Raw genomic sequence first — 21,459 nt, forward strand, 5'->3', positions numbered from 1 at the left:
AAAATGGGTGTTTATTTAATGCAACAATTAGCCAGGTATAAATTTTCATTGCACCAAAAGGTGATTTTTACCAACGCGTTTCTCGTACCATTTAATACCGGCGCGAACCAACGAACCGGTTGAATCAATATATTTTTCAGGTGATGTTTTGACAGCCTCAGCAAGGATGACGGGGACTTCCGTACATCCCAGGACGATAACTTGTGCGCCACGAGAAAAGAGTGCTTGAGCCTGTTCATTCATCAGCATTTGTGCCCGCTTAGCATCACCGGCTTTTAAGCAATAGATGCTTTCCATCACTTTTTCCTGACTGGCAGAGTCAGGACTGATGCAGGTTAGCCCAAGCGATTCAATGCCTTTTTGATAGAGACCCATGTACAACGTGGCGTTGGTGGCGAGCAGTCCAATACGTGATTTTCCACAGTTCTTGACCTCGTTGATGGTCGTTTCAACGATACTGAGCAACTCTGTGTGACAGCACTCTTTTAATTCATTAAACCAAAAGTGGGCGGTATTACAGGGGATCACAATACACTCCGCGCCAGCATCTTCGAGTTTATGCATATAATCACGCATTGCCGGGAGTGGGGAATTACCATGATGCATTAATGCGTCAGTTCGGTCAGGAATGTCAGGAATAGATGAAATAATTAATGGGATATGTTCCTGGTCACGTTGTGCCGCGGTAAAGGTGACGAATTTATTAAAGAGATCGACGGTTGCCGCTGGCCCCATACCACCAAGTACGCCAATTAAACCTTTCACGATATATACCTCAATTCACCGATGATTAATATTCAGAGCTACGTTGTATCTGCTGGTTATGTTTAACAGCAGTGAGGCGTGAGGAGAAATGCAATAATGTTTTGTTCAATGCAAAAACCGCATGGATGTGGCTTCGTTTGTCATCTCAGCAGGCCGATATTCAGCCTGAGGTCCGACTATACGCGGCAGGCGAGCGGTCGTGGCCGAGGGGGAGGGAGGCATGGTAATGTTGAAAACGAAGGCTTGATGCAAAAAACGAATCACCAGGTGGCGATGATGAATTTCATCTCTGGAAATATTCAGGCATGATGCTTAAAGCCAATTGGCATATTTAAACATCCGCGTGACAGGCATGAAAAATATTGAGACAAAATGGTTATATGATTTCCTGACGCTGGAGGCGTGTCGTCATTTTTCCCAAGCGGCCGAGGAACGCAATATATCCCAACCGGCATTTAGCAGGCGGATCAAGGCGCTCGAATCAGCCGTGGGGGTACAGCTTTTTGATCGCACGACGAGCCCACTGCAACTCACGGAGGAGGGGAAGTTATTCCATTCGCAAACCCGTAGTCTGCTGCAACAGCTGGAATGCAATCTGGATGAGCTAAGTGGGCACAATCTGCTTGGGGTACCCAATATCAAAATAGCGGCGGCACATTCTCTGTCGCTGACTATGTTGCCCCGATTAGTGCACTCAATGGCGGCCTGGGGGGAAGAGTTTGTTTATCACGTCGAGGCGATTGATGTGGTGCAAGCGGTGAATACCCTGCGTGAAGGGAAAAGTGATTTTATTATCTCCTTTCGGGATGAAGATTTAATGCAGTCACCTTTCTGCGGTTTGAAGGTTTTTGAGTCTGAGCTGTATCCCGTCTGTGCGACCGACGCGCAGGGGAAGGCGTTGTTTGATATCTATCAGCCGCAGGCGCCGATCCTGAACTATACCAGCACATCCTACATGGGAAGATTGGTAAACCGTCATCTGGCGGAAGTGGGGGGCATTTCTGCTCGTACTCTGTTTATGTCTTCGATGAGTGAGTTATTGAAAAATATGGCATTAGATGGGCATGGTATCGCCTGGCTACCGGCGTGGACTATCGTAAACGAACTGCGCGACAAGCGGCTGGTTTGTCTGCAGACGCCGGAACTGATGGTGCCTATTCAGGCCTATATTTACCGGATGGACACCCGCCTGAATAAAACGGCTGAGCACTTCTGGCGGATTTTGTACAACCACATGCCGGAGGATCTGGTTTCGCTCAGTTAATGCACGCAGTCCGCCTGGCGCATCTGAAAAACCTCCGGTTATCCGGAGGTTTTTTTCTGGCTTGTTCAATTTGTGTTCTGTCTCTCATTTTTTCGCGCCCTTGCAAACTGTATCTATAAAAAATTGTGATTCTGTTCATATCTATTTGTTTTAGATCTTGCGGATGGATTTACTTTACAAAAAACCTGGCTAACATGAACACGTGTTTGATAGTGAACATGTGCTCTAATAATCATTTTGGTGGTAATGGTTATTTCTGACGAACTCATTAGTGGTAATTATATTGCCAGGGGACGTGCTATGCGTGAAAAGGAATACATAGTAACCATTGGCTCGGCCAATATGGATGTCGCCGGGTATTCGCATGCTTCTCTGAATTATGCGGACTCGAATCCGGGAAAAATAAAATTTACGCCAGGCGGCGTGGGACGCAATATCGCTCATAATTTGGCGCTGCTGGGGAAAGATTCATGGTTACTGACTGCCGTTGGTAACGATTTCTATGGGCAATCACTGCTGGCGCAAACTAATCAATCTGGTGTTCATGTCGAAAAATGCCTGATTGTTGCTGGAGAAAATACATCAAGCTATTTGTCGCTGCTTGATAATACCGGTGAGATGCTGGTTGCCATTAATGATATGAGTATTACTGACCACATTTCAGCGGATTTTTTGTCGCAACATCGTGATTTTATTCGTGCAGCAAAAGTTATTGTTGCTGACTGTAATATCAGCGAAGACGCGCTGACATGGGTGTTGGAAAACGCGGGTGAGGTACCGGTGTTTGTTGACCCGGTATCGGCATGGAAGTGCGTTAAAATTCGCGAACAACTCGGCAAAATCCACACCTTAAAACCTAATCGACTTGAAGCTGAAACCCTGAGTGGTATTGCACTCTCCGGGCGAGAGGATGTTGGCAAAGTTGCCACGTGGTTTCATGAACGCGGCCTAAACCGTCTGGTGCTCAGCATGGGGGGGGACGGTGTTTATTATAGTGATATCTCAGGGAGTAGCGGCTGGTCGCTGCCCATTAAAACTCACGTCATTAATGTTACGGGGGCGGGTGATGCCATGATGGCAGGACTGGCATCCTGCTGGGTAGACGGTTTGCCCTTTATTGATTCGGTTCGATTTGCGCAGGGTTGCTCATCTATGGCGCTGGCCTGTGAATATACCAATAACCCTGATTTGTCTGTTGCGAATGTTAGCTCAATAGTGGAGAACACAGAATGTCTGAATTAACTCTTTCCTCTGAATTATTACAAATATCTCCAGAAGTTCAGGAAGCATTAAACAGTAAAAAACCTATTGTTGCACTTGAATCAACCATTATTTCCCATGGCATGCCATTTCCACAAAATGCGCAGACAGCAATTGAAGTAGAAGAAACTATTCGCAAACATGGTGCTGTGCCTGCAACCATTGCCATTATTGGCGGAGTAATGAAAGTTGGCTTGAGTAAAGACGAAATTGAGCTTTTAGGACGTGAAGGGCATAACGTTGCTAAAGTAAGTCGTCGAGATTTACCGTTTGTTGTCGCGGCGGGGAAAAATGGTGCGACTACCGTTGCCTCTACCATGATTATTGCCGCTATGGCGGGAATTAAAGTATTTGCAACCGGTGGTATCGGCGGTGTTCACCGCGGGGCTGAGCATACATTTGATATTTCTGCGGATCTGCAAGAACTGGCACATACCAATGTCACGGTTATTTGTGCAGGGGCAAAATCTATTCTCGATCTCGGATTAACAACCGAATATTTAGAAACCTTCGGTGTGCCGCTCATTGGTTATCAGACAACATCACTGCCAGCATTTTTCTGCCGCACCAGCCCGTTTGACGTCAGTATTCGTCTGGACAGCGCAAAAGAAATTGCCCGTGCGATGGCGGTGAAATGGCAAACCGGCCTGAACGGCGGTCTGGTTGTCGCAAACCCAATCCCTGAACAGTTTGCAATGGCAGAGGAAAAAATTAACGCGGCAATCGATAGGGCAGTGAAGGAAGCTGAAGAGCAGGGCGTTGTAGGCAAAGATAGCACGCCGTTCCTTCTGGCACGGGTTGCGGAACTGACCGGAGGCGACAGTCTGAAATCTAACATTCAGTTGGTGTTCAACAACGCCGTACTGGCTTGCGAGATTGCGAAGGAATATCAACGCCTCGCCTGACCGAATTTACCGGGCAGAAAGCGGTCGCCCGTGAATATCAAACCTACCAAAACCTGGCGTTAGCGCCGGGTTTCCTGGCATGAAGGGATTTCATTATGGATATAATGAGAAGTGTTGTGGGTATGGTGGTATTACTGGCCATCGCGTTTCTGCTGTCAGTAAATAAAAAACGTATTAGCCTGCGTACCGTTGGTGCTGCGTTGGTTCTGCAAATCGCCATTGGCGGTATCATGTTGTATTTCCCTCCGGGGAAATGGCTGGTTGAACAGGCGGCACTCGGCGTCCACAAGGTCATGTCATATAGCGATGCAGGAAGTGCATTTATTTTTGGCTCGTTGGTCGGTCCTAAAATGGATGTGCTGTTTGACGGTGCCGGTTTTATCTTTGCCTTCCGGGTTCTCCCTGCCATCATTTTTGTTACCGCGCTGATAAGCCTGCTTTACTACATTGGCGTAATGGGACTGTTGATCCGTATTCTCGGTGGTATTTTCCAGAAAGCGCTGAACATCAGTAAAATCGAATCATTTGTTGCGGTGACGACGATTTTTCTCGGGCAAAACGAAATTCCGGCAATCGTGAAACCCTTTATTGATCGCCTGAATCGCAATGAGCTGTTTACTGCAATTTGTAGCGGGATGGCGTCTATTGCGGGTTCAATGATGATCGGTTACGCCGGAATGGGGGTCCCCATCGATTATTTGTTGGCGGCATCATTGATGGCAATTCCTGGCGGGATTTTGTTCGCGCGTATGTTGAGCCCGGCAACAGAAGAATCTCGCGTTACCTTCGAGAATCTGTCGTTTACTGAGACACCACCGAAAAGCATCATCGAAGCGGCGGCGAGCGGGGCGATGACCGGGCTGAAGATTGCCGCAGGCGTTGCGACGGTGGTAATGGCATTTGTCGCTATTATTGCGTTAATTAACGGCATTATTGGTGGCGTTGGCGGCTGGTTTGGCTTCGGTCACGCGACCCTGGAAGGCATTTTTGGCTATATTCTGGCTCCGCTGGCGTGGATTATGGGGGTGGACTGGAGCGATGCAACGCTGGCGGGGAGCCTGATCGGGCAGAAGCTGGCGATTAATGAGTTTGTCGCTTATCTCAACTTCTCACCGTACCTGCAAACGGGTGGGACGTTGGATGTGAAGACCATTGCGATTATTTCGTTTGCCCTGTGTGGTTTTGCAAACTTTGGTTCGATTGGTGTCGTCGTCGGTGCGTTTTCAGCCATTGCGCCACAGCGCGCACCGGAAATCGCACAGCTTGGGATGAGAGCACTGGCTGCGGCAACGCTTTCTAACCTGATGAGCGCCACAATAGCTGGTTTCTTTATTGGTTTAGCATAGCCGGATGCTTTGCCGGATGGCGCTACGCTTATCCAGCCTACGAGGAAGAGTTGTTGCTTGTAGGCCGGGTGGTAGCAGTTTGCGAGGAAGTGTCGTTGTTTGTAGGCCGGATAAGCGTAGCGCCATCCGGCATTACCTCTAAGCGGTTTTCAGCAAATACAGGGCATTATCGGCGGAGAGCGTCGGGTTGTTAATACTGACGCTGGCGCGTGATAATGCTGCGCAGGCCATTGCAAACTGCGCGCTTTCGCGGAACGCACTGCCTTCCAGAAAGCTGTATAACAATCCCGCCATAAATGCGTCATCGGCACCGAAGCTGTCTATCACTGTATGCTTCGGCGGTGTCAGTAAAAATTGCTCTCCGTCCTTTTCGCTGCAAAAAACGGATTCGTCTTCCAGACATACAAAGATGCGTTTTACCCCCTGTTGATGGAGGTCGTTGACGGCCTGCACGCGGTCCCCATCCGACTGGACAGGCTTACCCCATAAAATGCCAAGCTCTTTCTGCGTGGGTTTGAGCGTATGAATACGTGTAAACCAGGTCTTCATTTTTGCTGCTTTGAACTCTGAAACGGTATCAATAAATACCGGAATGTCATCAGCAATAGTAAATACCCACTCGATGGCTTCAGCCGTCAGGTTGCAATCTGCCAGCACGACGCCGGAATGGCGGATAAGATCCCGTGAACCGTTCAGCAACTGCGGCGTTAGCTGTTGCAGAATGTGGGTATCGTTAATCGCCAGTACGGTCTCTTCCTGCTGATTCGCGATCGACAAGTAGGTGGAGGTGTTATGTCCATGCAGACGAATACAGTTGGAAACGTTAACACCAGCCTGACGGGTCTGTTCCAGCAGCGTTTCGCCATAGAAATCGCTGCCAACCGCGGAAATTAAATGCACGTCACGGCCCAGTAGTGCCAGGTTGTGGGCGATGTTTCGCCCCACGCCGCCAGCAGAACAGTGGATGCTGCCGGGGTTAGATGCGGCTTGAGGATAGTGGATGTCAGCGACACCACGAATATCCATGTTTATTGCCCCGACGACGACGCAATAATCTTGTTCGGTAAGGATATAACCTTTACCTTTGATCATTCCTTTGCGCATCAAATCCATAATATGTGCGGCGACGCGCGAACGGCTGATCTGCAAAATATCGGCGATTTCATTTTGCTGTATTAGCGGATTGCGACGCAGGATCTTAAGGATCTGCTTTTCCCTGTCGTTCATGATTATGCAACCGCCTTTTCAGTTTGCTGCGCTTTCAGCCATGCAATTTCTTCGGCCCAGATATCAGGGTTGATGGTTTCCAGTACCAGTGGGATGCCGTCAAAACGGCTGTCCTGCATGATCCAGCGGAATGCATCGTGACCGATATTGCCTTCCCCTAAGCTATGGTGGCGGTCAACGCGGCTGCCAAATGCGCTCTTGGCATCGTTCAGGTGCATACCGCGTAAATAGTTAAAGCCGACAATGCGTTCAAATTCAGCGAATGTCTTTTCACACTCGTCAGCGGAACGCAAATCGTAACCGGCCGCGAAGGCGTGGCAGGTGTCGATGCAGACACCTACACGGGATTTATCCTCGACACCGTCGATGATTGCCGCCAGATGCTCGAACTTAAAACCAAGATTACTGCCTTGCCCGGCAGTGTTTTCAATGACTGCCGTCACGCCCTGGGTCTGAGCAAGGACAATGTTGATTGATTCCGCAATACGCGCCAGGCATTCATCTTCCGGGATCTGCATTAAGTGGCTGCCCGGGTGAAAGTTAAGCAGGGATAAACCAAGCTGCTCGCAGCGCTGCATTTCATCAAGAAAAGCATCGCGTGATTTTTCCAGCGCCTCGCTGACGGGATGGCCGAGGTTAATCAGGTAGCTGTCATGTGGCAGGATTTGTGCGGAGGAAAAGTGATATTTCTCGCAGGCTGATTTGAAGTCATCAATGACTTCAGTGGTCAATGGTGCAGCGCGCCACTGGCGCTGATTTTTGGTGAACAGGGCGAATGCGGTCGCTTCGATTTCTGCAGCTCGAATAGCAGCGTTAGCCAGACCGCCAGCGGCGCTTACATGCGCTCCGATGTATTTCATAAATTAAACCCGCCATACTCAAAAGGGAAGAGTATAGCGGGTTAATGGAGGTGAGTCGTGATCGATTATGCCATCAGCGCGTGGATGGCAACGTTAATCGCGCCACCGCCCACAATCAGCCAGACAAACAGCACCAGTGCCATCAGCAGAGGTTTTGCACCGGCTTTTTTCAGTGCACTCACGTGAGTGGTTAACCCCAGTGCTGCCATCGCCATAGCCAGCAACACGGTGTCCAGCGTAACCAGCATGTTCACCACTGACTGTGGCAGCAGGTGGAACGAGTTAAAAATCGCGACCACAATAAACAGGATGGCAAACCACGGAATAGTGATTTTACTTTTCTCTCCGCCGGTCGCCGGAGACAGTTGTTTAACACGTGCTGCCAGGATGATGAGGAACGGAGCCAGCATCATGACGCGCAGCATTTTAGCAATGACGGCTGCGTTTTCAGCTTCCGGGGTGATTGCATGCCCGGCGGCAACAACCTGTGCAACTTCATGCATCGTGGAGCCAATATAAATCCCGTAGGTTTCCGGGCTAAACCAGTGCGCCAGTAACGGATACATTGCCGGGTACAGGAAGATAGCAATGGTCCCGAAGATAACCACGGTAGCAACGGCGACCGTTACCTTACTGGCTTCTGCTTTCACCACCGGCTCAGTGGCTAATACCGCGGCGGCACCACAAATGCTGCTCCCCGCACCAATCAACCAACTGGTGTGTTTGTCCAGACCAAATACTTTCTGTCCGAGGAAACAGGCCAGCATAAAGGTGCTGCTGAGCGTCAGGACATCAATGACGATACCGCTGACACCAACGTCGGCTATTTGGGCGAAGGTGAGGCGGAAACCATACAGGATGATCCCCAGACGCAGTAAATGTTGCTTGGCAAACAGCACGCCACCGTCACAGCTTTTCCAGATTTGTGGATACACGGTGTTGCCGATAACCATCCCGAATAAGATGGCTAAGGTGAGGGCGCTGAACCCGGCACCTGCGACGGCGGGAATGGAACCTCCCCATAAGGCGGCCCCGGTGATAACTGCACTCAGGGCAAGCCCCGGAATAAAATGCCACACTGTACGACGATGATTCTGTAGGGCGAGTTCAGTCATAACCCCTCCTGAACAATTTGAATGATTTCTTGGCAAAAATTGTAAGGTGAAGTGGCTTAAAAATAAAATTGATTATATATTTATAATTAATCTTTATAAGTGGTAAGCACGGGCTACCCGGTGGAAAACGACTATGCATATCACCCTGCGACAACTTGAAGTGTTTGCTGAGGTACTGAAAAGCGGCTCGACGACTCAGGCATCTGTCATGTTGTCATTGTCGCAGTCAGCGGTGAGTGCTGCGCTTACCGATTTAGAAGGGCAACTTGGCGTACAATTGTTTGACCGGGTGGGCAAGCGGCTGGTTGTCAATGAGCACGGGCGCTTACTCTATCCGCGTGCGTTGGCTTTGCTCGAGCAAACGACAGAAATCGAACAGCTTTTTCGTGAAGATAACGGCGCGATTCGCGTCTATGCCAGTAGCACCATCGGCAACTATATTTTACCTGCCATGATTGCAGGTTACCGGCGTGATTTCCCCGATTTGCCGTTGGAACTCAGCGTGGGCAACAGCCAGGATGTTATCAATGCTGTGCTGGATTTTCGGGTCGACATCGGGCTTATCGAAGGGCCATGTCACAGTACGGAGATCATCTCTGAACCGTGGCTGGAAGATGAACTGGTGGTATTTGCTGCGCCGTCATCGCCGCTAACCACGGGTCCCGTGACGCTGGAGCAACTTGCGGCTTCGCCCTGGATCCTGCGCGAACGTGGGTCCGGTACTCGCGAGCTGGTGGATTATCTGTTGCTGTCTCATCTACCGAGATTTCAGATGGCAATGGAGTTGGGTAACTCTGAGGCCATTAAACATGCTGTTCGCCATGGACTGGGGATCAGCTGCTTGTCACGTCGGGTTATTGCAGAACAACTGCAGGCAGGAACGTTAAGCGAAGTTCCTGTGCCGTTGCCGCGTCTGGTCCGCACGCTTTGGCGCGTCCATCATCGCCAAAAACATCTTTCAAACTCGCTGCTGCGTTTTTTACGTTATAGCGACCAGGTAGAGCAGGTTGAATAAGACGCTGATGCGTCGCACCTGCAATGAACACCTCATCTTCAACTGAGGGCAATCGTCATACGTTGCCCAGTTTCTGCTTTACTTATAATCCGCGGCCAGTCATGAAGGTCTCTTATAACTGCGCATTTGTGCCGGAAGAATGCCATTTCGTCTGCTACAATCGCGCCTCATTTTTTGGATGGATAGCATTTTCACATGGTTTCCGAAACTAAAACCACAGAAGCGCCCACGCTACGCCGTGAACTGAAGGCGCGTCACCTGACGATGATCGCCATTGGTGGTTCCATCGGTACGGGTCTTTTCGTTGCATCTGGTGCAACTATTTCTGCGGCGGGTCCTGGCGGCGCGCTGTTTTCCTATATTCTGATTGGCCTGATGGTGTACTTCCTGATGACCAGTCTCGGTGAGCTGGCAGCCTATATGCCGGTTTCCGGTTCGTTCTCTACCTACGGTCAGAACTATGTAGAAGAAGGCTTTGGCTTCGCGCTCGGCTGGAACTACTGGTACAACTGGGCGGTAACTATCGCCGTGGACCTGGTGGCCGCACAATTGGTCATGAGCTGGTGGTTCCCGGATACGCCAGGCTGGATCTGGAGTGCGCTGTTCCTTGGCGTTATCTTCCTGCTGAACTACATTTCGGTACGTGGATTTGGCGAAGCAGAGTATTGGTTCTCACTGATCAAAGTTACCACCGTGATTATCTTCATCGTGGTTGGTGTGATGATGATTATCGGTATCTTCAAAGGTGCTCAACCGGTGGGTTGGAGTAACTGGACGACAGGTGATGCCCCCTTTGCTGGCGGTTTTGCTGCCATGATTGGTGTGGCGATGATCGTCGGCTTCTCCTTCCAGGGGACCGAGTTGATTGGTATCGCCGCGGGCGAATCTGAAGATCCAGAGAAGAACATTCCGCGCGCGGTGCGCCAGGTATTCTGGCGAATCCTGCTGTTTTATGTGTTCGCGATTTTGATTATCAGCCTGATTATCCCGTATACCGATCCGAGCCTGCTGCGCAATGATGTAAAAGATATCAGCGTCAGCCCGTTCACGCTGGTATTCCAGCACGCGGGTCTGCTGTCTGCGGCGGCGGTGATGAACGCCGTTATCCTGACGGCGGTGCTGTCGGCGGGTAACTCCGGCATGTATGCATCAACACGTATGCTTTACACCCTGGCATGTGACGGTAAAGCGCCGCGTATTTTCTCTAAACTGTCTCGTGGCGGTGTACCGCGTAACGCGCTGTATGCAACGACTGTCGTGGCAGGTCTGTGCTTCCTGACATCCATGTTTGGTAACCAGACTGTGTACCTGTGGCTGTTGAACACCTCCGGGATGACGGGCTTTATCGCCTGGCTGGGAATTGCAATTAGCCACTATCGTTTCCGTCGTGGTTATGTGTTACAGGGCCATGATATTAAGGATCTGCCGTATCGTTCTGGCTTCTTCCCTCTGGGGCCGATTTTTGCCTTTGTTCTGTGCCTGATAATCACCCTGGGTCAAAACTACGAAGCGTTCCTGAAAGATACCATTGACTGGGGTGGCGTAATGGCAACCTACATTGGTATCCCGCTGTTCCTGATCATCTGGTTTGGCTATAAGCTGACCAAAGGAACCCGTTTCGTGCGTTACAGCGAAATGCACTTTCCGAAACGTGTGAAGAAGTAATCTTGTACCTGATGGTACCGCGCTTATCCGGCCTACGTAAGATAGTGTAGGTCGGGTAAGGCCTCCGTGCTGCCATCCGGTAGACAATAACCCTCCTCCGGCACTCACCCTGTTCAGTTAACATTTTAGTTTCAGAAAGCATCAACATGTGTTGGCGGGGTAATGAACATGCTCTCTCTGAGAAAGGGTTCCGTTCACCTCATGTTCATCGCTTCTCTGTACACTGAACGCCGGTGAACGTGTTAAGGGTGCTATCGCCGCACCCTTAACAATCCCGGCTCCCGCCACGCCTGACCACCTGTATTTTTATTTGAACATGTTTGAACAGCAAAACAGATTTAACTGAAAGTCAGAGAGTTGAAGCGACACCCTGGTCCGGCTGAAAATCGATGAGGCGTTGACGGCTGACCGGGGCTGCCCGCAGGGATGCGGGCAGAGGGGACGGCCTGCAGGGACGCAGGCTCGACCCCGACCCGACAGGCAGACGGCATAAGACGAATAGCTCACGCAGCGACGATTTTCCGTGCCGGGAGCCTGGGTTGCAAGGGAGGCGGCGGTGAGCCTCCCTTGCACGTTCACGGGTATCTGTGATTCAAAGAAGTGATACCGTTGAAGTGAACGAAACCCCGTAGCGGAATAAAATGTTCTCCATACATGCTTTACTAACAGGCATTAGACATTCACCTTGCCGGGGTTTTTATTGTCCAAACTTTAGAAGTTGTAAGTCAGGCCAACAGTGTAGCGACGACCATCAAGCACGGTGTCATAGGTATCGTAATCAATCTGTTTATCCAGCACGTTATACACGCCAGCAGTAAGCAGCACATCTTTGGTCGCGTAGTAACGCATACCGATATCGACCTGGGTATAGGAAGGGGTGCCTTGCGCCATGGAGGTACGGCTCAGGTACTCTGATGTTTTGCCACGCAGATTCAAACGGCTCCAGAAACCGATGTCCTGCGTTGCCTGCCAGTCCAGTGTGGTGTTAAACATATGCTTTGGCATTTTGTTTAACGGCTGACCCGAGAACTGGCCGCTTTTCTGTTCAGATTCAGTGTAGGTATAGTTCGCTGTCCAGTTGATGTCGGAGGTCATCTTCCAACCGAAGGTGGATTCGACGCCGCGCATATTGGCTTTATCAACGTTAACCCGATCGCTGACAAAGTCGTAATGGGTGCTGCCAATAGTACAAGCCGGATCGGCGCTGCTGTTACAGCGACGCACTTCGGTGATTTTGTTTTTGAAGTCGGTATTGAACAGCGTGACGCCCGCATTGAGGTCATTGCCGTTATCCCACAGTAAACCGATCTCTTCGCTCAGGCTTTTTTCTGGTTTCAAATCCGGGTTGCCGACGATGATACCATTCAGACGGCCGCCACCGGTCACTTGCCCCCAGCTTGCGGATGACTGGCGCAGGTCCGGTGCACGATAGCCCGCAGAAACACCGCCTTTTAATGTCCACTGATCGCTCAGGTGCCATACGCCATAGCCGCGCGGCGTCCAGTTGTCACCGTAGTTTTCATCTTTATCCATACGCAGACCGCCGGTCAGCGTGAAAGTATCGGTAACCGCCCATTCGTCTTCGGCAAACAGTGCCCAACTCCAGCGGGTCAGTTTGTTCAGACCGTCAGCTGCTTGCAGTTGGTTGCCGTTATCGCGGAGTTTTTCATAACGGTATTGCCCGCCAACTGTCAGGGTGTGTGCCCCGAGGAAGACCTGGTTCTGGTTATTGAAGATCGTGTTGTAGGACTTCATCTGACGACCAGGGTTTTTGGTCTCTTCCTGCTGAACATAGCTGGTGCTGTTGAAATCGTCGTAATAACCGCTGTGGGTTAATGAATACGTTGTGTGTTCATAGCGGTTGTAGCTTTTGCTGTTTGGCTTACAAACACCGTTACGACAGTTTTCTGCCGCCATCGATTCGCCCGGTGTGCTGTTGCGATCCTGGAGTTCATGCGCGACATCGAAGTCGATGTCATTTTTATCATCCGGGGTGAAGTTGAGGGTGAGTCCGCCGTTGCGCAGGCGTTGTTCATTGTAACCATTGACTATCTTATCTTCTCCGCGATGGGAGAACAGCCCGGTCACTTTTGCACCGAGTAGCCCATCGATCAGTGGTCCGGACGCGTAGGCATTTGTCTGGTAAAGGTCACCGGAGTCCCGATCTTCCTGGAAGGTGGCGTCGCCATGCAGGGAGCCGGTCCAGGCTTTGGTATTCGAGACTTTTTTGGTGATCACGTTAATCACGCCGCCCATGGCATCAGAGCCGTACAGCGACGACATCGGGCCGCGGATCACTTCGATACGTTCGATGGATTCCAGTGGCGGCAGCCAGCCTTGCTCAATACCCGCGTTGTCGCTGTTCGGGCGCGTACCGCGTGTGCTGATACGTTTGCCGTTAACCAGGAAGAGCGTGTATTGCGAGGCCATACCGCGGATGCTGATATCACTGCTGCTACCGCCGCCGGTGACAACAACACCAGGGACGTCTTTCAGTGCATCGGTCACATCGCGATACGCTTTATCTTCGATCTGCTGCTTAGTAATAACCGAAATGGAGGCGGGGGCATCCTGAATTTTTTGCTCAAACCCGGTGGCGGTAACGACCACGGTATCCTGGTCGGCGGCATAAACGAGTGATGGGAGACTCGCGACGCATACTGCGGCGGCTACAGCCTTAACGTGAGGTATAGTCATTTGTATCATTCCATTTAAATGAATCTAACTGCGTGTCATGTGAAAGGCCATGACAATTGTATGTATTTGTCTTTTAAGGACTCTTTTCAGTAAAGAAGCGGGAGGATTGTACAAAAGTATGAATTTTTGTAAACACAAATGATAATAGAAATCATTTGTGTTTGATATGAAATTTGGAGAAGTATTTATAAAATCAATGAGATAGCGGCGAAATAAAAATGGATAAAAAGTGAAGGAATAATGGAGAAACCAAGAGGGCTTGCGCCCTCGAAGTCTACTTCAGCAAATATTGGGCGTGGAAACGCAGGTGATCTTCAATAAAAGATGCAATGAAGTAATAGCTATGATCATAGCCAGGCTGAATGCGTAATGTCATCGGCCATGCAGTCTGACGGGCGGTTTCGGCCAGGACTGCGGGTTGCAGCTGATCGGCGAGAAACTGATCGCTATCCCCCTGATCAATAAGCGTTGGGATCGCATCTTCTGGTTTGCTGTCCAGCATCAGTGCAGAGCTGTCCCATTCCGCCCACCGTGATTTATCTTCACCCAGGTAGGCGCTAAAGGCTTTCTCACCCCACGGTACGCGACATGGATTGACGATGGGGGCGAAGGCAGAAACGCTGGTGTATTTGCCAGGATTTTTCAGTGCCATGATCAGTGCACCATGCCCCCCCATTGAGTGCCCACTGATGGCGCAGCGATCGCTGACGTTAAACTGTGACTGAATGAGCGCTGGCAGCTCATCACGCATATAGTCATACATGCGGAAATGTGAGGCCCACGGTTGTTGCGTGGCATTGAGATAAAATCCGGCACCCTGGCCTAAATCGTAGCCTTCATCATTGGCGACCTGTTCCCCACGCGGGCTGGTATCAGGCATCACCAGAACGATGCCCAGTTCAGCCGCAATACGTTGTGCTCCGGCTTTAGTGGTGAAGTTTTCATCATTGCAGGTCAAACCTGACAGCCAGTACAGCACCGGAGGCGGGGTGTTATCCCGGGGTGGTGGAAGAAAAATACTGAAGGTCATGGTGCAATTTAGCGTGGTGGAGTCATGACGCCAGCGTTGCTGCCAGCCTTCAAAACAGCGGTGCTCTTCAAGCATTTCCATGCGTGGCTCCTTATTGTGTTGAACCTGAATGTGTTTGCGAACTCACCATAATACAGATTATTCATTGCACTGTGAGTAACTTTCACTTCCGCATTGAGCAAACATACTTCATCATCTATATAACTTTACATTAACACTCGAATTCACCCGGTTGAACGACGTTTGAAATCTGTGTGCTAAAAGGCAGCACCAATTTCAATAATTATCGCGGCGAATACTGGATTATGTGCGCCGCCTCACGCACAATGTTCTGGCTGTGACACAGCCTAAAAACTTTGCCCCACGCAGGGCAGAGGCGCCCCACCTGCAGGAGAAAAAGAAATGTCATCACTCAGTAAAGAAGCGGCCCTGGTTCATGAAGCGCTGGTCGCGCGTGGTCTTGAAACACCACTACGCCCGCCCGTGCAAGAGATGGATAATGAAACGCGCAAACGTCTTATCTCCGGTCATATGACCGAGATTATGCAATTGCTCAATCTTGATTTGAGCGATGACAGTCTGATGGAAACGCCACATCGCATCGCAAAAATGTATGTCGATGAGATTTTCTCCGGCCTCGATTACGCCAATTTCCCTAAAATCACCGTCATTGAAAATAAGATGAAAGTGGATGAGATGGTCACGGTTCGCGATATCACGCTGACCAGCACCTGCGAACATCACTTCGTCACGATTGATGGCAAAGCGACGGTGGCCTATATTCCGAAAGATTCGGTTATCGGTCTGTCGAAGATTAACCGCATTGTGCAGTTCTTCGCCCAGCGCCCACAGGTCCAGGAACGGCTGACTCAGCAAATACTCACCGCGCTGCAAACGCTGCTCGGGACGAATAATGTGGCGGTGTCAATTGATGCTGTGCATTACTGCGTGAAAGCGCGTGGTATCCGTGATGCGACCAGCGCCACCACCACGACCTCGCTTGGCGGATTGTTTAAGTCCAGCCAGAATACGCGTCAGGAATTCCTGCGCGCCGTGCGTCACCACAACTGATCAGGGCAGGGGCCATGGAGCGTAATGTCACGCTGGATTTTATTCGTGGCGTCGCCATCCTCGGCATCCTGCTTCTCAATATTAGCGCCTTTGGTCTGCCAAAGGCGGCCTATCTGAATCCTGCCTGGTACGGCAGCATTACCCCGTCAGATGCCTGGACCTGGGCTGTGCTTGATCTCTTTGCGCAGGTGAAATTCCTCACGCTGTTTGCGCTGCTGTTTGGCGCGGGTTTGCAGATGCTGCTACCGCGAGGCAAACGTTGGATCCAGTCGCGACTCACTTTGCTGGTTCTGCTGGGGTTTATTCACGGTTTGCTGTTCTGGGATGGCGATATCCTGCTGGCGTATGGCCTCATCGGGTTGATTTGCTGGCGGTTGGTTCGTGATGCCCCTTCAGTCAAAAGTCTGTTTAACACTGGCGTGTTGCTCTATCTGGTGGGCGTTGGTGTGCTGTTACTGCTGGGGTTTATCTCCGGAAGTGAGACCAGTCGGGCCTGGACACCGGATGCTTCTGCGTTGCTGTATGAGAAATACTGGAAAATTAACGGCGGTATGGAAGCGGTCAGCAATCGCGTAGATATGCTGTCAGACAGCTTACTGGCGCTGGGGGCACAGTACGGCTGGCAGTTGGCGGGGATGATGTTGCTGGGCGCGGCATTGATGCGCAGCGGTTGGCTGAAAGGGCAGTACAGCTTGCAGCACTATCGACGTACCGGCGCGCTATTGGTCATTATTGGCATTGCGATTAACCTGCCTGCTATCGTTGCACAGTGGCATCTGGATTGGGCATATCGCTGGTGCGCTTTTCTGTTGCAGGCCCCGCGTGAGCTGGGCGCGCCGTTTCAGACAATTGGCTATGCCGCGTTGCTGTTTGGTTTCTGGCCACAGCTTAGCCGTTTAAAATGGGTTGTTGCGATAGCCTGCGTTGGACGCATGGCACTGACTAACTATCTGTTACAAACCTTAATTTGTACCACGCTGTTTTATCAATTCGGCTTATTTATGAAATATGACCGACTGGCGCTGCTGTTATTTGTCATTCCGGTCTGGGCTGTTAACCTGCTTTTCTCCGTCATTTGGTTGCGTTTTTACCGGCAAGGCCCGGTAGAATGGCTATGGCGTCAATTAACCCTGCGTGCGTCAGGGACATCATTACCGCGAACATCCAGATAACGATCTGGATCACATTCATTAACAAAATGGATGTAAGCGCTTTCATTCCTGTGACATCACTCACGCAGTCCGTTTCGTTGTGCTGACAAAATACACAGCCTGGGGTGTCTGCGGGTAACCGCATCTTAAACAGGGCAGTGAATATGGTAACCATACGTGATGTGGCACGGCAGTCTGGCGTTTCGGTTGCGACTGTTTCCCGCGTACTCAACAACAGCGCGCTGGTGAGTCCTGACACGCGTGAAGCGGTAATGAAAGCAGTGACTCAGCTCGGCTATCGCCCAAACGCCAATGCACAAGCGCTGGCGACGCAGGTGAGCGACACGATTGGTGTCGTGGTGATGGATGTTTCAGATGCTTTTTTTGGTGCACTGGTCAAAGCCGTGGACCTGGTTGCCCAGCAGCATCAGAAGTACGTCCTGATAGGCAACAGCTACCACGAAGCTGAAAAAGAACGTCACGCCATTGAGGTACTGATTCGTCAGCGTTGTAACGCACTGATTGTTCACTCGAAAGCGTTGAGCGATCGCGAGCTGGCGGAGTTTATGGATCAGATCCCCGGTATGGTGCTGATCAACCGCATTGTGCCGGGCTATGCGCATCGTTGCGTCTGTCTGGATAATATTAGCGGCGCTAAAATGGCAACCCGTATGCTGTTGAATAATGGGCATCAACGTATTGGTTACCTGGCATCAAGTCACCGCATTGAGGACGATGCAATGCGTAAAGAAGGGTGGCTAAGTGCCCTGAAAGAACAGGGTGTTACTCCTGCCGACAGCTGGATAGGTACTGGTTCACCGGATATGCAGGGCGGAGAGTCCGCAATGGTGGAACTGCTGGGACGCAACCTGCAACTGACGGCTGTCTTCGCTTACAACGACAATATGGCCGCTGGCGCGCTAACGGCGCTAAAAGACAACGGCATCGCCATTCCATTACATCTGTCTATCATTGGCTTCGACGATATCCCCATCGCGCGTTACACCGACCCACAACTGACAACGGTGCGCTATCCTATTGCTTCTATGGCAAAAATGGCCACTGAGCTTGCGTTACAAGGCGCGGCGGGAACGCTGGATCCTGATGCAACACATTGCTTTATGCCGACACTGGTGCGGCGCCATTCTGTGGCTTTGCGGCAGAATGCGGCACCGATCACTAACTGATAATGTCGGGCTATGTAACCGCTTTCAATATGTGAGTAAATTCACAGTATCTTAACAATGCGATAGCTATGATGACACTGTTTGCTGCGCTGTAACTACTATGTAACGGTGAATAATCACTTTCATCGAGGTATAGGCGTCTTAAACAAAAATTAAAGCCTGTTTTTGGAGCGTTGCCAGACACGGAAGAAATATTTTTAAAAGTGAGCTTCGGCGTTCAGTAACACTTCAGTAACGTTCTGCCTGCCGAGCATTTATCTCAAGCACTACCCTGCATAATAAAACCGGAGATACCATGAATAAGAAGGTGTTGACCCTGTCTGCTGTAATGGCAAGCATGTTATTCGGCGCGGCTGCGCACGCTGCTGATACCCGCATTGGTGTGACTATCTATAAATATGACGATAACTTTATGTCTGTGGTACGTAAGGCTATTGAAAAAGATGCCAAAGCGGCGCCGGATGTACAGTTGCTGATGAATGACTCGCAAAACGATCAGTCCAAACAGAACGATCAGATTGATGTGTTGTTGGCAAAAGGCGTTAAAGCACTGGCCATCAACCTGGTTGACCCGGCAGCAGCAGGAACGGTAATTGAAAAAGCACGTGGTCAGAACGTACCGATTGTATTCTTCAACAAAGAGCCTTCCCGTAAAGCGCTGGACAGCTATGACAAAGCCTATTACGTCGGTACTGACTCCAAAGAGTCCGGGATTATTCAGGGTGATTTGATTGCCAAGCACTGGGCCGCTAACCCGAACTGGGATCTGAATAAAGACGGCAAAATTCAGTTTGTACTGCTGAAAGGCGAACCGGGACATCCGGATGCCGAAGCGCGTACGACCTACGTGATTAAAGAGCTGAATGATAAAGGCATTAAAACTGAGCAGTTGCAGTTAGATACCGCAATGTGGGATACCGCTCAGGCGAAAGATAAAATGGATGCGTGGATGTCTGGTCCTAACGCAAACAAAATTGAAGTGGTTATCGCCAACAATGACGCCATGGCGATGGGCGCAGTTGAAGCGCTGAAAGCGCACAACAAAACCAGCGTCCCGGTATTTGGCGTCGATGCGCTGCCTGAAGCACTGGCTCTGGTGAAATCTGGTGCCATGGCCGGTACCGTGCTGAACGATGCAAACAACCAGGCGAAAGCGACCTTCGATCTGGCGAGAAACCTGGCTGATGGCAAAGGCGCGGCAGACGGCACCAACTGGAAAATTGAGAACAAAATTGTTCGCGTTCCATATGTAGGTGTCGATAAAGATAATCTGGCAGAGTTCACCAACAAATAAATACTCCGTCTGTGGGCGCAATTTCATTGCGCCCTTAATTACGCACTCTGCAAGGCCAACAAGGTATAATTATGGTCAGCACTAATACTCAGTCGTCAGGCGAATACTTGTTGGAAATGAGCGGCATCAACAAGTCCTTTCCCGGCGTTAAGGCTCTTGATAATGTCAATTTAAAAGTCCGCCCACATTCTATTCATGCTCTGATGGGCGAGAATGGCGCTGGAAAGTCAACATTATTAAAATGTCTTTTTGGGATCTATCAAAAAGATTCCGGTAGTATTTTATTTCAGGGTAAAGAAATCGATTTTCATTCTGCTAAAGAAGCGCTTGAGAATGGTATTTCAATGGTACACCAGGAATTAAACCTGGTATTACAACGTTCTGTAATGGACAACATGTGGCTGGGGCGCTATCCCACCAAAGGTATGTTTGTCGATCAGGAAAAAATGTACCGCGATACCAAAGCGATTTTCGATGAACTGGATATTGATATCGATCCGCGTGCGCGTGTCGGAACATTATCTGTTTCGCAAATGCAGATGATTGAAATTGCCAAAGCATTTTCGTATGACGCCAAAATCGTCATTATGGATGAACCGACCTCATCGTTAACCGAGAAAGAGGTTAATCATCTGTTTACCATCATCCGTAAGCTGAAAGAGCGTGGGTGCGGGATTGTGTATATTTCTCACAAAATGGAAGAAATCTTTCAACTGTGTGATGAAATTACCGTGCTGCGCGACGGTCAATGGATTGCGACCCAGCCGCTGGAAGGGCTGGACATGGATAAGATCATCGCCATGATGGTCGGACGTTCATTGAACCAACGTTTCCCGGATAAAGAGAATAAGCCGGGAGAAGTGATTCTGGAAGTGCGTAACCTGACTTCTCTGCGTCAGCCGTCGATTCGTGATATCTCTTTTGATCTCCATAAAGGGGAGATTCTCGGCATTGCCGGTCTGGTTGGCGCGAAACGCACCGATATCGTTGAAACGTTGTTTGGCATTCGTGAGAAATCATCGGGCACGATTACGCTCCACGGCAAAAAAATCAATAACCACAGCGCGAATGAAGCGATTAACCATGGTTTTGCGCTGGTCACCGAAGAGCGTCGCTCTACCGGTATTTATGCCTATCTGGACATTGGTTTTAACTCGTTAATTTCCAATATCCAAAACTATAAAAATAAAGTCGGCCTGCTGGATAACTCCCGCATGAAGAGCGATACCCAGTGGGTAATTGACTCGATGAGGGTAAAAACACCAGGGCATCGTACGCAAATTGGTTCGCTTTCTGGTGGTAATCAGCAAAAGGTGGTCATTGGCCGTTGGTTGTTAACGCAGCCTGAAATCCTGATGCTGGATGAACCGACACGCGGTATCGATGTTGGTGCAAAATTTGAGATTTATCAGTTGATTGCTGAACTGGCGAAAAAAGGAAAGGGGATCATTATTATTTCCTCTGAAATGCCAGAATTGCTAGGTATTACCGATCGTATTCTGGTGATGAGCAATGGCCTCGTCGCGGGAATTGTTGAAACCAAAACCACAACGCAAAACGAAATCCTCCGTCTTGCGTCTTTGCACCTTTAAGATTAGGGGCTCCTC

At 50.1% G+C, this 21,459-nt stretch carries 17 protein-coding genes; 11 read left to right on the top strand and 6 right to left on the bottom strand.

The features are described from left to right. Positions 1-45: 45 nt before the first annotated feature. Positions 46-765, bottom strand: coding sequence for an aspartate/glutamate racemase family protein (locus tag NNO08_RS09575; protein WP_137384075.1), 720 nt, complete (start codon positions 763-765; stop codon positions 46-48). Positions 766-1,117: 352 nt separating this feature from the next. Here NNO08_RS09575 and hypT point away from each other — a divergent pair, with 352 nt between their 5' ends. From hypT to NNO08_RS09595, 4 genes are all read left to right on the top strand, one after another. Beyond that, positions 1,118-2,029, top strand: coding sequence for a hypochlorite stress DNA-binding transcriptional regulator HypT (gene hypT, locus NNO08_RS09580; protein ID WP_271454357.1), 912 nt, complete (start codon positions 1,118-1,120; stop codon positions 2,027-2,029). A 300-nt stretch (positions 2,030-2,329) separates the two neighbouring features. Next, positions 2,330-3,271 (top strand): pseudouridine kinase, encoded by a 942-nt coding sequence (locus tag NNO08_RS09585; protein ID WP_271449617.1) that lies wholly within the window; start codon positions 2,330-2,332, stop codon positions 3,269-3,271. Next, a complete protein-coding gene (locus tag NNO08_RS09590; protein ID WP_048211160.1) occupies positions 3,259-4,194 on the top strand; it encodes a pseudouridine-5'-phosphate glycosidase in 936 nt (311 codons plus the stop codon). The genes NNO08_RS09585 and NNO08_RS09590 overlap by 13 nt, the downstream gene beginning before the upstream one ends. 95 nt (positions 4,195-4,289) lie before the next feature. Then, positions 4,290-5,540 carry a NupC/NupG family nucleoside CNT transporter gene (locus NNO08_RS09595; RefSeq protein ID WP_040230612.1) on the top strand — a complete coding sequence of 417 codons (1,251 nt, stop codon included), beginning with the start codon at positions 4,290-4,292 and terminating at the stop codon, positions 5,538-5,540. Positions 5,541-5,678: 138 nt separating this feature from the next. Here NNO08_RS09595 and NNO08_RS09600 read toward each other — a convergent pair whose 3' ends face one another. The 3 genes from NNO08_RS09600 to NNO08_RS09610 all read right to left on the bottom strand — a co-directional run bounded on the left by NNO08_RS09600 (position 5,679) and on the right by NNO08_RS09610 (position 8,742). Then, the gene (locus NNO08_RS09600; protein WP_271449618.1) at positions 5,679-6,767 is read right to left on the bottom strand and encodes a sugar kinase; all 1,089 of its coding nucleotides are present in this window, start codon (positions 6,765-6,767) and stop codon (positions 5,679-5,681) included. A 2-nt stretch (positions 6,768-6,769) separates the two neighbouring features. Then, positions 6,770-7,627 (bottom strand): deoxyribonuclease IV, encoded by an 858-nt coding sequence (nfo, locus tag NNO08_RS09605; protein WP_271440068.1) that lies wholly within the window; start codon positions 7,625-7,627, stop codon positions 6,770-6,772. 65 nt (positions 7,628-7,692) lie between these two features. Beyond that, positions 7,693-8,742, bottom strand: coding sequence for a YeiH family protein (locus NNO08_RS09610; protein ID WP_137383674.1), 1,050 nt, complete (start codon positions 8,740-8,742; stop codon positions 7,693-7,695). A gap of 133 nt (positions 8,743-8,875) precedes the next feature. Between NNO08_RS09610 and yieE the strand changes: the two genes are divergently transcribed. Both yieE and lysP read left to right on the top strand, forming a co-directional pair. Next, positions 8,876-9,757: a DNA-binding transcriptional regulator YeiE gene (gene yieE, locus NNO08_RS09615; RefSeq protein ID WP_048211165.1), complete on the top strand. Its 882-nt coding sequence runs from the start codon at positions 8,876-8,878 to the stop codon at positions 9,755-9,757. A gap of 195 nt (positions 9,758-9,952) precedes the next feature. Then, on the top strand, positions 9,953-11,422 hold the full coding sequence (gene lysP / locus NNO08_RS09620) for a lysine-specific permease (protein ID WP_137383673.1): 1,470 nt from the start codon (positions 9,953-9,955) through the stop codon (positions 11,420-11,422). A 711-nt stretch (positions 11,423-12,133) separates the two neighbouring features. On the opposite strand, the gene NNO08_RS09625 is transcribed toward lysP, so the two are convergent. Both NNO08_RS09625 and fghA read right to left on the bottom strand, forming a co-directional pair. Further along, positions 12,134-14,119: a ligand-gated channel protein gene (locus tag NNO08_RS09625; protein WP_271456624.1), complete on the bottom strand. Its 1,986-nt coding sequence runs from the start codon at positions 14,117-14,119 to the stop codon at positions 12,134-12,136. A 274-nt stretch (positions 14,120-14,393) separates the two neighbouring features. Next, positions 14,394-15,230, bottom strand: coding sequence for an S-formylglutathione hydrolase (gene fghA, locus NNO08_RS09630; RefSeq protein WP_271456625.1), 837 nt, complete (start codon positions 15,228-15,230; stop codon positions 14,394-14,396). A 321-nt stretch (positions 15,231-15,551) separates the two neighbouring features. Between fghA and folE the strand changes: the two genes are divergently transcribed. The 5 genes from folE (at position 15,552) to mglA (ending at position 21,444) form a co-directional block, all read left to right on the top strand. Further along, positions 15,552-16,220: a GTP cyclohydrolase I FolE gene (gene folE, locus NNO08_RS09635; protein ID WP_003027410.1), complete on the top strand. Its 669-nt coding sequence runs from the start codon at positions 15,552-15,554 to the stop codon at positions 16,218-16,220. Between the two features lie 14 nt (positions 16,221-16,234). Next, complete coding sequence (gene yeiB / locus NNO08_RS09640; protein WP_271456626.1) at positions 16,235-17,392, top strand: DUF418 domain-containing protein YeiB; 1,158 nt, start codon at positions 16,235-16,237, stop codon at positions 17,390-17,392. Between the two features lie 143 nt (positions 17,393-17,535). Then, positions 17,536-18,558 carry an HTH-type transcriptional regulator GalS gene (galS, locus tag NNO08_RS09645; RefSeq protein WP_271440065.1) on the top strand — a complete coding sequence of 341 codons (1,023 nt, stop codon included), beginning with the start codon at positions 17,536-17,538 and terminating at the stop codon, positions 18,556-18,558. Between the two features lie 295 nt (positions 18,559-18,853). Further along, on the top strand, positions 18,854-19,852 hold the full coding sequence (mglB, locus tag NNO08_RS09650; protein ID WP_043016958.1) for a galactose/glucose ABC transporter substrate-binding protein MglB: 999 nt from the start codon (positions 18,854-18,856) through the stop codon (positions 19,850-19,852). A gap of 71 nt (positions 19,853-19,923) precedes the next feature. Continuing rightward, a complete protein-coding gene (gene mglA / locus NNO08_RS09655; protein WP_048211171.1) occupies positions 19,924-21,444 on the top strand; it encodes a galactose/methyl galactoside ABC transporter ATP-binding protein MglA in 1,521 nt (506 codons plus the stop codon). Positions 21,445-21,459: the final 15 nt, after the last annotated feature.

This window comes from Citrobacter sp. Igbk 17 (genome assembly GCF_028069775.1).
In the GTDB taxonomy this organism is placed as follows: Bacteria; Pseudomonadota; Gammaproteobacteria; order Enterobacterales; family Enterobacteriaceae; genus Citrobacter.

Excerpts from the sequence above, each read along its gene's own strand:
- NNO08_RS09590 (WP_048211160.1), top strand. The coding sequence starts at position 3,259 with ATGTCTGAATTAACTCTTTCCTCTGAATTATTACAAATATCTCCAGAA.
- NNO08_RS09610 (WP_137383674.1), bottom strand. The coding sequence starts at position 8,742 with ATGACTGAACTCGCCCTACAGAATCATCGTCGTACAGTGTGGCATTTT.
- NNO08_RS09595 (WP_040230612.1), top strand. The coding sequence starts at position 4,290 with ATGGATATAATGAGAAGTGTTGTGGGTATGGTGGTATTACTGGCCATC.
- fghA (WP_271456625.1), bottom strand. The coding sequence starts at position 15,230 with ATGGAAATGCTTGAAGAGCACCGCTGTTTTGAAGGCTGGCAGCAACGC.
- lysP (WP_137383673.1), top strand. The coding sequence starts at position 9,953 with ATGGTTTCCGAAACTAAAACCACAGAAGCGCCCACGCTACGCCGTGAA.
- nfo (WP_271440068.1), bottom strand. The coding sequence starts at position 7,627 with ATGAAATACATCGGAGCGCATGTAAGCGCCGCTGGCGGTCTGGCTAAC.
- NNO08_RS09625 (WP_271456624.1), bottom strand. The coding sequence starts at position 14,119 with ATGACTATACCTCACGTTAAGGCTGTAGCCGCCGCAGTATGCGTCGCG.
- mglB (WP_043016958.1), top strand. The coding sequence starts at position 18,854 with ATGAATAAGAAGGTGTTGACCCTGTCTGCTGTAATGGCAAGCATGTTA.
- mglA (WP_048211171.1), top strand. The coding sequence starts at position 19,924 with ATGGTCAGCACTAATACTCAGTCGTCAGGCGAATACTTGTTGGAAATG.
- yeiB (WP_271456626.1), top strand. The coding sequence starts at position 16,235 with ATGGAGCGTAATGTCACGCTGGATTTTATTCGTGGCGTCGCCATCCTC.
- hypT (WP_271454357.1), top strand. The coding sequence starts at position 1,118 with ATGAAAAATATTGAGACAAAATGGTTATATGATTTCCTGACGCTGGAG.
- folE (WP_003027410.1), top strand. The coding sequence starts at position 15,552 with ATGTCATCACTCAGTAAAGAAGCGGCCCTGGTTCATGAAGCGCTGGTC.
- galS (WP_271440065.1), top strand. The coding sequence starts at position 17,536 with ATGGTAACCATACGTGATGTGGCACGGCAGTCTGGCGTTTCGGTTGCG.
- NNO08_RS09585 (WP_271449617.1), top strand. The coding sequence starts at position 2,330 with ATGCGTGAAAAGGAATACATAGTAACCATTGGCTCGGCCAATATGGAT.
- NNO08_RS09600 (WP_271449618.1), bottom strand. The coding sequence starts at position 6,767 with ATGAACGACAGGGAAAAGCAGATCCTTAAGATCCTGCGTCGCAATCCG.
- yieE (WP_048211165.1), top strand. The coding sequence starts at position 8,876 with ATGCATATCACCCTGCGACAACTTGAAGTGTTTGCTGAGGTACTGAAA.